A 12,013-nucleotide genomic window follows, 5' to 3' on the forward strand; every position below is an offset into this window, starting at 1 on the left:
TGCGCCACTGCCGGCGGACAGTACCCTCCGACGCACTTCCGTAGTTCAATGTTATCCACGTAGGCCCCTTCTGAATACTTGCTATCGCATGGCAAAAAGCCTCCATTAGCACCGCCGCCGGCCCGCCAGATGGGACCCACAGGGCTTTCCGCACTTTGCAAACCCGGTGGAAAAAGGCTTGACACGCATTGCAAAAGTTGTTATATTGAAAGTGTCCATTTCATCCTTGCGGCGCGCGATCCCGGCTGTAGTCTGAATATTCGCGGATATCTCTGTCTGGTGGGAGCTACCGTCCGCCTATTTTGCCGGCACCTCTCCGCTTCTGATGACGGATTGTTCGTACAGGGTTCCATCATCCCGCTTCACTGCACCCAACCATACTGGCGGCTCGTTCCCCCTGCTTCATCGCCCGATGCCGGCCTCAAAGGGGAGGGTTTGGAGCCATGCGGCTCCTGTAATATTCGGGACATGGTCGTCACCAAGCGTAAGGAGGCGAAAGGATGGAAAGGCCCTGGTTGCGGTTCTATGAGGAGGGGGTGCCCCACACCATCGACTACCCACCCTACTTACTGCACGAACTGCTGGACCACACCGTGGAGCGTTTCCCGGATCGACCGGCCATGATCTTCGGCGCGGCCGTGGGCTCCCGACTGCTTACCCGTGCCATCACCTATCGGGAGCTGGGGCAACTGGCCGACCGGTTCGCCGCCGGCCTCCAAAGCCTGGGCGTGAAAAAGGGAGACCGAGTCTCCATCCAACTCCCCAACTGTCCCCAGTTCCCGATCGCCTTCTACGGCACGTTGAAGGCCGGCGGTGTGGTCGTGTCTACCAGCCCCCTGTATGTGGCGCGGGAGATCGAGTACCAGTTGCGCGATGCCGGCGTCCAGGTCATGGTGACCCTGACCCGTAACTTCCCTGACGTGGAAAAGGCGCGTCCGCATACCCCTCTGCGCCACGTTATCGTCACCAACATCAAGGAATACTTCCCCGCACCGCTCAAACTGCTCTTCTCTCTGGCGGTGGAGAAGAAAGAAGGGCACTATCTCAAACTGCCGGAGCGCCCGGGCAACATCTGGTTCCAGGACTTCCTGGCGAAGGCGCCGGCCAAACCGGAACCCGTCCATATAGACCAGGAGGACCTGGCCCTGCTCCAGTATACCGGCGGCACCACTGGCGTCTCCAAGGGCGCAATGCTCACCCACCGCAATATGGTGGTCAACACCATCCAGGTGCGCTCCTGGCTGACCGACACCAAAGAGGGCCAGGAGGTTGCCCTCTGTGCCGCGCCCTTCTTCCACGTGTACGGCATGACGGTGGGCATGAGCTTCAGCGTCTATGTCGGCGCCACCATGGTGCTGATGGCCAACCCGCGCCATGTAGATGAAATGCTGATGCTCATTGACAAGTTCCGGCCCACGGTCTTCCCCGGCGTGCCGACCATGTACGTGACGATCAACAATCACCCGGATGTGGCCGCCGGCAAATATCACCTGCGCTCCATCCGCGCCTGCATCAGCGGCTCCGCGCCCCTGCCCGTCGAGGTCAAAGCCAAGTTCGAGGAGCTGACGGGCGGCAAACTGGTGGAGGGCTACGGCCTGACCGAGGCGGCACCGGTCACCCACTGCAACCCGATCTACGGGTTGAACAAGGCCGGCTCCATTGGCCTGCCCTTCCCCGATGTGGACGCCAAGATCGTCGATTTGGAAACAGGCGAGAAGGAACTGCCGGTGGGCGAGATCGGCGAGCTGGTCCTGCGCGGCCCGCAGGTGATGAAAGGCTACTGGAACATGCCGGAGGAAACGGCCATCGCCCTCCGCAACGGCTGGCTGTACACCGGCGATGTGGCGAAAATGGATGAGGATGGCTATTTCTATATCGTGGACCGCAAGAAGGATATGATCATCTCCGGCGGGTTCAACATCTACCCGCGCGAGATCGAGGATGTGCTCTATGAACATCCGGCGGTGAAGGAGGCGGTGGCCGCCGGCGTTCCCGATGAGTACCGCGGCGAGATGCTCAAGGTCTATATCGTGTTGAAAGAGGGCATGACGGCGACGGAGGAGGAAATCATCGAGTTCTGCCGTCAGCGTCTGGCCAAGTACAAGGTGCCGCGAGCGGTGGAATTCCGTACCGAACTGCCGAAGACCCTGGTGGGCAAGTTCCTGCGCCGCGCCCTGGTGGAGGAAGAGCGCCGCCGGCTGGAGGAGAAGAAGAAGCAACAGCAGGCCTGAAACCAAGCCTCTGCGCGGAAACAGGTGACCGTCCCCCGGAGGCGACGGTCGCCTGTTTCTTGTTGCCGCGGCTCAGCCGCCGGACGACCACAAGCGACAGTCCCTCCGCCGGTGGCTGTCGCCTGGCAGCGACCCGCCGGCGCACGCGGTCTGTAGTCCCGCGGCCGTTGCGCCATATAGCGGAGTGTGCTATAATATGGTCAAGTGTTGGATATCTATCTTCTCCATGGGCCTGTGAACGGTTGGGGTCCGGGGCGCCGCGCAGATGAGGGAGGATACCGCCGGCTGTCCCGCAGATGGGTGACGTAGGATTACCTCTTTTCGGCCGTCAGGTGTCAGTTTCTTTCCACATCTCGTTCCACCAGGAGGGAGGTACAAATGGACGTCGGCAAATCTTTTTCGTACGTTTTCGAGGATGAGCAATGGCTCACCAAGGTGCTCATCGGCGGCCTGTTCATGTTGGCTTCCGTGGTGTTGGTCGGCATCCCCTTTGTCCTGGGCTATATCGTAGAGACCTTACGCAATATCATGGAAGGCCAGGCAAAGCCCCTGCCCGAGTGGGTGGATCTGGGGGAAAAGTTCAAAAAGGGCCTGCTCCTGGCGGCCATCCTCATCGTGTGGGGCATTCCCATCTGGATCATCGCCTGCTTCCAGGCAGTGATCACAGCCATTATAGGGGACAGCTCTTCCGCCGCCGGCTTTGTGACAGCCATCTCCTGCCTCACCTCCGTCCTGAGCATCTTGTGGGGCATCATTATGGCCTTGCTTGAGCCGGCCATCTTCACCCGCTTCGCCCTGAAGCCGGAATTCAGCTCCGGCTTCGCCTTCGAGGAACTGTGGCGCTTCACGGTGGAGAACATTGGCAACGTGATCATCGCCGTTCTGCTCTCCATCGTGGCCTCGTTCATCGCAGGTTTTGGTGTCATCCTGTGCGGCGTGGGCGTCTTCCTGACCTCTTTCTGGGCGTATCTGGTCATGGCGCATCTGTTCGGCCAGGTCTATTTGCAGCGCAAGGGGGGCGCCGGCGAGGAACTGACGGCCGCATTGTAACCGCCGCGCCATAGGGGGCGTTTCTCCGACATGGTGCATAGCAGGCGCTGGAACGCGCGGTTAGATGACCTGGCTGAGCGCGCCGGCCGCTGGGCGGAGACGCACTGGCCGGTGATGCTGGCGGCGGCCTGGGGCGGGGTACTGCTCTTGGCCGCCGCGGCGCCGCTGGCTCGGGCCGCCGGCCTGCATTCCCTGTCCGCCGGCGTATACGCCCTGTTTCACCTGATATGTCATCAGGAGCCGGCGCGTTCCCTCTGGATCGCCGGCCATCCCATGGCCCTCTGCGCCCGTGATGTCGGGCTGTACGGCGGTCTGTGGCTGGGCCTGCTGATCACCCTCTGGCGCAGGGTCTTCATCCCCGGCTGGATAGCCCTCCTGTGCGTCCTGCCCATGGCGCTGGATGGCGGCACGCAACTGCTGGGCCTGCGCGAGAGCACCAATGCTCTGCGGCTGATCACGAGCGCGCTGGCCGGCGTGGTTGCCGGCATCTATCTGGGTGCCAAGGTAGGGTATCTGCACGTTTCCATCACACCATCTCGCTCCAGGGGAGCCAGGGCCAGTGGCTGAGGAACGCGAATCTCCCATCGAGGTGCCCGTACCAGGAGAGCCGGTGGGGCCGGCCCATCCCGGCTGTACCGCGGTGCTCATCCTTTTGCTGGTCGTGCTGTTGCTGTGCTGTGGCCTGGTGGTGGCCGGCATCGGCGTGTATTACTCCAACCCCGCATTCCGCGCCTTCATCATCAACTTGATGGAACTGCTGACCGGCTAGCGCACCCAGCCGTCGGATATGGCGCTGATCACGGGTGACCCTTCCCTCATCGCCGGCGTCGACGCTTCCACACGCAATTTGTGCTTTCTGGCAGTGTTTGCTATCATGATAGCAGCCTCATGCCAGAGGAGGACTCCAGCGTGGCAGTCAAACTGTTGATGAGCTGGGACATCAAGCCGGGGATGGAGACCGCTTACTTCAATTTCGTCATCCATGAGTTTGGCCCGCGCATGATGAAATTGGGCCTGCGGCCCACCGATGCCTGGTACACGGTCTACGGCAACGCGCCCCAGATCCAGACCGGCGGGGAGGCTTCCGACCGCGAGACCCTCGAGCGTATCCTGGAATCCGAGGAATGGCAGGAGCTCAAGCGCAAGCTTCTGGAATATGTCACGAACTACCGCCAGATTATCGTCCCCTCCACCGGCCGCTTCCAGATTTTCTGAGCTGAGCACATCTTACCCAACGGAGCTGTGACCATGCTGGCCCTTGTCCGACGTCTCCGCTATTTGTTCGCCACGCCTGCTGGCAATCTGCTCACCGTCACCGCCTGGGAAGCGCTCATTGTCGCCTTTCTGAGCACCTTCTCTGCGCCGCTGCGCGCCCTGCTGGGAATCCCGCCGGCCGACCTCCCCGAGGCCCTGCGGGTGAGCCGCATCATCATGGTCTATCACTCCCTGGCCGTCCCATTTGTGGCGGCTGTCGCCTATCTGACGCTGGACCTGGTGCCGGTGCCGGCGGAACTGGCGCAGTCGGTGCGGCGCATCATCACGCCAGGTTACATGCTCACCAGCATCGGCGCGCTGGGGTTTGCCTATTTCGGACGCAACTGGCTCCTGCACGGCATTTTCCTGTTGGGGCTGTCGCTGGTCTTTTACGCCGGCGTCTTGCTGGCGGCCGGCCTGTGGCCAGGAAGGGAGCGGCTGTCCTCGCCTGACTATGCAGGCTGGGGGAATATCTCTCTGGAGCGGCTGGCATTCTTCGTGACCGCGGTGGCACTGCTCATCTCTGCCGTCATCGGTGCCGGCGCCGGCTCCTTCTTCGGCAACGGATTTCGCGCGGTCCTGGCGGAGGACATCGTGCGGGAGGAGCACAACCTGGGAGAGCTGGCTGTCATCGCCCATCTGCATATCATGCTGGCGCTGATTGACGTAGCGATCCTACTGCTCATCGTGCGCCGTTTCGACCTGAAAGGGCGTTTGCACAAGATCGCCATGCCCCTGACCATCGCCGGCACGGTCGTGCTCTCCATCGGAGCCTGGAGCGTCATGCTGTGGGAGGGCATCGCCCACAAGATCATCTACGTGGGCAGTACCCTGCTTCTTTTCGCCGCCCTGTTGATGACCATCGCCGGCATCGGGGCCGTCATCCGTGCACACAGCGCGGCGCGCGGCTGGCACCGGCCGACCGCCGGCCAGCGACTGCATGCCCTGCTGGCCGACCCCCTGCACTTCGGCCCCTTCTTCCAGATGATCTGGCTCCAGCCGGTAATGGTCTTCCCCGGCCTGTACACCGCGGTCAAGCTGGATGAGATATACCGGGCATGGCCCTTCGAGGCGGAGCGGCGCATCCTGGTGGGGCACTGGCATATCCTGGCGACGCTGTCCGCCACCATTATGCTGTTGCTGGTGGCGGACCGACTGCGCCTCGCCGGCCGACTGCGGCAGTGGGTGGGGTGGGGGACCATCGTCGGGAGCGACCTGGCCTTCGCCGCCGGCGTGGTGTACGAATATCTCCCGCCGGCCGCCGACCGGACATGGGCGATGCCCCTGCTGGACGCCGGCCTGAGCGTTGCCCTGCTGGCCCTGGCGGCGTTCATGGTGAGTCGGCTGATTGACTTGTTCCGCCCCCAGGGCCAGTGGGCAGAGGAGCTATCCGAGAGTTAGCTCTGCGGCTCCTGCGCCGGCTGGGGACGCCACAGCATCATGCCGGCCGCCGCCAGCAGGGCCATAATGGCGCCGAAGAGGAAGGGGGCGGAGGGGCCCAAACCGTTCCAGCCGAAGGCGCCGTCCCACAGGATGCCGGCGATGAGCGAGGCGGGGAAATCTAGGATGCCCAGCACCGCGTTGTACGTGCCGTAGGCGGTGCCGCGCAGTTCCGCCGGCACGATATCTGCCACCATCGCTTTGGCGGTGCCGTACGCCATCCCGTAATATATCCCGTACAGCGCGTACAGCGCCCAAATGTGCCAGCCCTTCTGCGCCAGCGCGAATCCCAGGTAGATCAGCCCATAGACAACCCATCCGCCGATGATGACCCTGCGCCGGCCAATGCGGTCCGACAGGGAGCCGGCCGGCGTCGAGACCAGCGTGTACACCACGTTGAACGTCGCCAGCATGCCCAGGACGCCCAATACGTTCAGACCGCGCTCCTGCGCCCGCAGGATGAGGAAGGCGTCGGAGGAATTCCCCAGGTCGAACAGTCCCACCAGAAGCATGAAGACGAGGAACTGCCGGCCCAGGCCCTTGAATCGGACCGGCACCCCTTCGCGCCTGCGCACCGGCACATCCTGTGCACCGATGGCCAGGGACAGCACCGCCAGTGCGGCGGGTATCAGGCTGATGAGCACGACTGTCTGGAAAGTGCGGCGCGTCAGCAGGCTCTGGGTGGATTGGCTGAGCCAGACCAGCAAGAGCGCGACGAGGATGCCGACCACTGCGCCGGCGGTGTCCGCGGCGCGATGGAAGCCGAAGGCCAGCCCGCGATGCCGTTCCTCGATGGAGTCGGCGACCAGGGCATCGCGCGGCGCTGTGCGGATGCCTTTGCCGACGCGGTCTGCCCAGCGCACTGCCGCCACGCCGGCCCACGAGTTGACGAAGTAAAAGAAGGGTTTGGAGATGGCCGAGATGCCGTAGCCGGCCACCGCCAGCCATTTGCGCTGGTTGAGCCTGTCGGAAATCCAGCCGGAGAACACCTTCAGCAGGCTGGAAGTCGCCTCGGCGATGCCCTCGATCAAGCCGATGATATTGGTCTTGACCCCCAGCACGTTGGACAGGAAGAGCGGGACGATATTAAGCACCATCTCGCTGGAGACGTCCATGAAAAAGCTGGTCAGGCTGACCGCCCAGATATTGCGGGGCAGTTGCCAGATGGAGGCGGGTTCCGGGCGCGTCGAAGTCGTCGTGGAAGCCATTGCGCACCTCCTCTCCGATTGTGAATGGGGACATTATATGCCGGCGGAAAGGGATGTCAAGAACGGGGACGTACCCGGTGACAGTCACCTCGCAGGTGACTGTCACCGGGCAAGAGGACTCAACCTTCGCAGTAGTCGCCGAGCTGGGCATTCGGGATAATTTTGGGGAGGTCCGCCGGCGACATCTCGATGCCGGCATCGGGCCGGCCGGCGCTGATAATAATGCGCTCCGCCGCCATTACGCTCTGGTCAATGAAGCCTGGGATATCGTCCCGCCGGAAGCCGGTCACCGAAACCGAACCCACCTGGTAACCGGTGGCGCGGAGCACCTCGCGCTCCGGCGCCAGGGATGCGCCCTTATCGTTCAGCGCCGCCGCGGCCTTCTTCATGCTCAACCGCTTATCCCCGGGCACGACGAAGAGGGCAAACCGGCCGTCAGAACGCTGGACGATCATGGCCTTGACCACCCAGGCCAGCGGCACCTTCAGGTCTTCCGCCACGCCCTCGGCAGTATACTGCTTGCGGGCGTGGATGTGCACTTGGTAAGGAACGCCGGCGGCCTCCAGTGCCCGCATGGGGGGTGTCTTGGAAATCCCTTTCTCCTTCGCCATATCCTCGCTCCCTCGTCATTCCACGGCCGAGGCCAACGCACACGGTCCCACAGCGCATTTGCCACAGCAGTCCGTGCCCAACCGCGGTTTGACCACATCCCGAAGGTGAGTATGACAGGCCCATTTGTCCAGGTTCATCTGGCCGAAGGGCGCCGGCCGCAGGGCCTGCACCGGACAGGCATCCACACAGTAGGTACAGCTTCCGTCGTAGAAATAGAGACAGCGTTCCATATGGGGGCGCGATGTCGGCGGGACTTCCGCGTCGATCATCAGACTGCCGCATCGGCCGGCACAGCCGGCGTCAGTGATCAACATGCGGTGCAGGCCAAAGGTGCCCAGGCCGGCGATGGCCGCGGCCGATTTGTGGGACCAGCGGCTGACCAGCGTCACAGGGTCCCAGTTATAGGTGGCCGGCTGGCCCGCCGCCCGAATGCCGCGCTTACCCAACCGGGCGATCAGCTCCTGCACGATCTGGTTGATGAGGGCATTGGTCTCCAGGTAGGCCGTCGCCCATGCCGGCGCGGTGCCGTCCGCCTCCCGGTTGGCGTGCACAATCTCCTCGGCGAACGGCAGGAAAAAGGCCACCACCGTACGCGCCTCCGGGAGCAGGTCCTGGGGCAGGAAATGGGACGGCTCGGCGATGCGGCGCAGTTCCTGCCAGCGGGGGTCATCGGCGGAGGCGAAGCCGACCAGCGGCCGGCGGTATTGCGTGTGGGTGCCAGCGGCTGTTACCGTCTGGACGATGAAGTCCTCGATCTCCCGCGCCAGCGTATCCATTTGCGTCCTTCGGAAAGAGAACAGCTTCAGCCCAGGCCCAAGGCACGCTCCACCAGCGCCTGGAAGTCCAGCACGTGCTGATGCATGAGGCCGGCGGCACGCTCGGCATCGCGCGCCTTGATCGCCTGCACCAGCTCCGCATGGCGGTCCAGCGCGCTGAGCACCCAGTCGATCTGCGGCGAGGCCAGGTACCACAGGCGCTCCGACAGGCCGAAGAAGCGCTCCAGCGTCTCCCGCATGTAGCGGTTGTGCGCGGCGTCGGCCAATGCGCTGTGGAAGCGGTGGTCCAGGTCGAGCAGGGTGTCCACGTTGCCGGCGCCTTTCACCCGCTCGTATTCCCGCACCAGGGCGTCCATCACCACGATATCATCCGCGGTGGCGCGCTCCGCCGCCATGCGGGCGCATAATGTCTCCAGCGGCAGGCGCATCTCGAACAGCTCGCGCAGTTCGGCCGGGTTTGCCTCCGCCACGCGAATACCGTGGCGCGGGGTGATATCCACCAGGTGGTCGTGGGCCAGCCATTTCAGTGCCTCGCGCACCGCCGTCGGGGTCAATCCCGCCTCCGCGCACAGTGCGTCCTCGTCGATCGGCGCCCCCGGCTTGAGCTGGAGCGTGATAATCTTTTCCTTAATAAGGTTATATGCTTTTTGCGTATCAATGCGTTCCAGTTCCACCATTCCCCTCCTGCTCGATATGGAGCACGTGCACCAGTGTTATGCCAGGCGCGGTGTTCCCATAGCGCGGGCCCGGATGCGATAGGTATCCAGGCCATCCTCGACCTCTTCCAGGGTTACCTGCGGGGAATGGGCGCCGGCGCGCACCGCCCCTTCCCATGCCAGGGTGCGGACGCGCTGGCGCGCATATCCCAACGCCTCCTCCAGGCTCTCGTAATACGTGCGGCCCTCCGAGGTCTGCACATAATAGCCCACCACCTCGGACTGGTCCTCGGAGAGGCGGGCGTAGACCAGTGCTTCCTCGGTCACCATGACACTGCCGGCCACCGCGCCCACCGCGTTCGCCACCCAATAATAGGGCGGCAGGATCAGCTCCGTGTGGAAGATGTCGGCCACCCGCTCCAGGAAGATTTTCGCCGGCGCACCAATGCCGATGATGGGCACTTTCAGGCGAATGGTCGTCTCCAGATGCGGGTGTGCCGCCTGCAGGCTGTTGTGGAAGAACCAGCGGCCCATGTCCACATCGTGGAGCGGGTCCGGGGCGGCCAGTTTCTTGCCGGTCAGGAAGGAAAGGATGACCTCGGTGATGATCTCATCCACCCTTTGCCACAGCAGATCGCGGAAGGTCTTCACGTCCAGGCCGAGGTTGCGGCAGAAGAGCGCGGCGGCAATCTCGGACATTTCGGCGTCCCAGGTCCGGTAGATGCCGTCCAGATGCATGAAATCGGTGGGGGTCAGGCCGGCCCTGCCGATGATCTCCTGCCGCCAGAGCTCTGCCGCGCCGATCTGGCCGGCGTGGAGCAGTTTCAGCCGGCGCACGATGTCGGTGACGCACAGCGGTCCTTCGCGCAGGAGTGCCACCAACTCGGCCTCTCGGGAGCCTTTTTCCACCATGCCGGGGTGCGGTTCCCGCTGTAAGAACCAGAATTCCAACTGGTCCAGGTCAATCTGCCCCCAGCCCTTCTGCAGGAGCGGGGCGATGCGGCGCTTGATGGCGGGGTACTGGTGGGCCAGGTACGCCAGCGGTACAACGCGCGCCGGCCCGATGGTCCACTTCTGATCGCGGCCGATATGGATGTGGCTGTCGCCGCCCAGCGCGATCGAGAGGATATTGGCCGCCTGCACACAGGTCTTGTAGTTGCCGACGGTGGCGCCTTCCTCGCTGACCCGCACCCGCCCATCCTCGATGAGCGCGATGTCCGTGGTGGTGCCGCCGACATCCACCACCAGCGCAGTATCCACCCGCGAGAGGAAGCGTCCGCCCATGGCGCTGGCCGCCGGCCCGGAATGGATGGTCTCCACCGGGGTGCGGGCGGCGAATTCCTCGCTCATCAGCGTGCCATCGCCGCGCACCACCATCAGTGGTGCGTGAATATGGCGGGCTTCCATGGCGCGGCGCACGGCGATGACAAAATCTTTCAGCATGCCCAGCAGGGAGGCGTTCAACGCGGCAGTGGTGGCGCGTTCCACCGAGCCGAGTTTGGTTGAGAGCTGATGGCCCAGCACGATTGGCAGGTCGCAGATGCGCGAGATGGCCTCGAAGGCGCGCAGTTCGTGTTCGGGGTTCATGGGGCTGAAATAGGCCGAGACCGCCAGGGCGTCCACGGAGTCCTTGACGCGGTGGACGTAGTCCAGGATGCCCTGCAGGTCCAGCGGCTCCTTCTCTTCGCCGAAGAGGGTATGGCCGCCGGCGAAGAAGGCATATTGGGTCGTGCCGAAGCGCTGGTGGAGCTGAAACGCTTCGGCAAGCTCTTTGTCATAGCCGATCAGTATCAGCGCCACCCGGGCGCCCTTGCCTTCGGCGATGGCGTTGGTCGCCAGGGTCGTGGAGATGGAGACCATCTTCACTTCGGCAGGGTTGTCGATCTGAATGCCTTCAATGACCCTGCCGATGCCCTCGGCATAATCGTGCCGGGTGGTGAGGCTTTTGCAGGAGGCGATCACCTCGCGCGTGTGATAGTCCAGCAGTACTCCGTCGGTATAGGTGCCTCCTGTGTCAATGCCCAATACGAGGGTGCGTGTAACAGGCTGGCTCGCTGTCAAGGGTCACCTCTTGGCGTCGCTCGATTTTCTGCGATAAGGATATGGCGGGGCCAACGTTACCGCCGGCCCCGCCATGGCGCTTTCGTTTCCGCCAGGTCTCACGACCTGGCAGGATGGGTTCGTCTGGTGCGCCGGCTTACACGATGCCGATGCCCATCTCCTCGCCTTTATGGCGCTCGTCCGCCAGCTCGCAGATGCGGCGGAGCTCTTTGTACATCTTCTCATCGAAGAGCGGCTCGCGCTCCGCCTGCAGGATCTCCAGCACGCGCTGGTGGACGCGCTCGCGCATGGGCTTGGAGCCGGCTTTCACCCAGCGGTCCCAATCCAGGCGGTCCATGAGCACCGGTTTCCAGAACTCGGTCTTGAAGTGCCGCAGGGTGTGATCGGTGCCCAGGTAATGGCCGCCCGGCCCGACCTGGTCAATGGTCTCCAGCGGGACGGTCTCGCGGGTCACCGGGATGCCCTGCAGGAAGCGTTTGACCATGCCGATGATCTCATCGGTGGCCACCAGCATATCGGGCGAGCTGGTGAGGCCGGACTCGATGTAGCCGACGTCGTGGATCATGTTGCCGCCGATGAGGCCGGCGATGAAGGTGTTGAGCGTCGCCTCCATGGCCGCCTGCTCATCGAACATCTTGGCATCGCTGCAGCCGCTGGTGTTGTACATGGGCACCATCAGCCACTTGGTGATGTCGGTGTAGGCGGCGCTGAGCAGGGCCATCTCC

At 63.5% G+C, this 12,013-nt stretch carries 12 protein-coding genes; 6 read left to right on the forward strand and 6 right to left on the reverse strand.

Annotation, left to right across the window (positions count from 1 at the left end):
- Nucleotides 1-500 precede the first annotated feature (500 nt).
- From H5T60_05890 to H5T60_05915, 6 genes are all read left to right on the forward strand, one after another.
- Complete coding sequence (locus H5T60_05890; protein ID MBC7241960.1) at nucleotides 501-2,231, forward strand: long-chain fatty acid--CoA ligase; 1,731 nt, start codon at nucleotides 501-503, stop codon at nucleotides 2,229-2,231.
- 378 nt (nucleotides 2,232-2,609) lie between these two features.
- Nucleotides 2,610-3,281, forward strand: a complete 672-nt coding sequence (locus tag H5T60_05895) for a DUF4013 domain-containing protein (protein ID MBC7241961.1) — start codon at nucleotides 2,610-2,612, stop codon at nucleotides 3,279-3,281.
- A 30-nt stretch (nucleotides 3,282-3,311) separates the two neighbouring features.
- Nucleotides 3,312-3,848, forward strand: a complete 537-nt coding sequence (locus tag H5T60_05900) for a DUF2085 domain-containing protein (protein MBC7241962.1) — start codon at nucleotides 3,312-3,314, stop codon at nucleotides 3,846-3,848.
- Nucleotides 3,841-4,050 carry a hypothetical protein gene (locus H5T60_05905; protein ID MBC7241963.1) on the forward strand — a complete coding sequence of 70 codons (210 nt, stop codon included), beginning with the start codon at nucleotides 3,841-3,843 and terminating at the stop codon, nucleotides 4,048-4,050. Before H5T60_05900 ends, H5T60_05905 begins: the two co-directional genes overlap by 8 nt.
- Nucleotides 4,051-4,190: 140 nt before the next feature.
- Nucleotides 4,191-4,496: a hypothetical protein gene (locus H5T60_05910; protein ID MBC7241964.1), complete on the forward strand. Its 306-nt coding sequence runs from the start codon at nucleotides 4,191-4,193 to the stop codon at nucleotides 4,494-4,496.
- Nucleotides 4,497-4,529: 33 nt separating this feature from the next.
- The gene (locus H5T60_05915) at nucleotides 4,530-5,936 is read left to right on the forward strand and encodes a hypothetical protein (GenBank protein MBC7241965.1); all 1,407 of its coding nucleotides are present in this window, start codon (nucleotides 4,530-4,532) and stop codon (nucleotides 5,934-5,936) included.
- Here H5T60_05915 and H5T60_05920 read toward each other — a convergent pair.
- The 6 genes from H5T60_05920 to H5T60_05945 all read right to left on the reverse strand — a co-directional run.
- Nucleotides 5,933-7,183 (reverse strand): MFS transporter, encoded by a 1,251-nt coding sequence (locus H5T60_05920; protein MBC7241966.1) that lies wholly within the window; start codon nucleotides 7,181-7,183, stop codon nucleotides 5,933-5,935. The genes H5T60_05915 and H5T60_05920 overlap by 4 nt on opposite strands.
- A gap of 119 nt (nucleotides 7,184-7,302) precedes the next feature.
- Complete coding sequence (locus H5T60_05925) at nucleotides 7,303-7,794, reverse strand: YbaK/EbsC family protein (GenBank protein MBC7241967.1); 492 nt, start codon at nucleotides 7,792-7,794, stop codon at nucleotides 7,303-7,305.
- 15 nt (nucleotides 7,795-7,809) lie between these two features.
- Nucleotides 7,810-8,562, reverse strand: a complete 753-nt coding sequence (locus H5T60_05930) for an epoxyqueuosine reductase (protein MBC7241968.1) — start codon at nucleotides 8,560-8,562, stop codon at nucleotides 7,810-7,812.
- Nucleotides 8,563-8,597: 35 nt separating this feature from the next.
- Nucleotides 8,598-9,245: a GntR family transcriptional regulator gene (locus H5T60_05935; protein MBC7241969.1), complete on the reverse strand. Its 648-nt coding sequence runs from the start codon at nucleotides 9,243-9,245 to the stop codon at nucleotides 8,598-8,600.
- Between the two features lie 39 nt (nucleotides 9,246-9,284).
- Nucleotides 9,285-11,288 (reverse strand): hydantoinase/oxoprolinase family protein, encoded by a 2,004-nt coding sequence (locus H5T60_05940; GenBank protein ID MBC7241970.1) that lies wholly within the window; start codon nucleotides 11,286-11,288, stop codon nucleotides 9,285-9,287.
- Nucleotides 11,289-11,424: 136 nt separating this feature from the next.
- Nucleotides 11,425-12,013 (reverse strand): trimethylamine methyltransferase family protein (locus tag H5T60_05945; protein ID MBC7241971.1); only part of this gene is annotated, 589 nt, incomplete at its 5' end.

The sequence above is a fragment of the Anaerolineae bacterium genome (assembly GCA_014360855.1).
Lineage (GTDB): Bacteria > Chloroflexota > Anaerolineae > JACIWP01 > JACIWP01 > JACIWP01.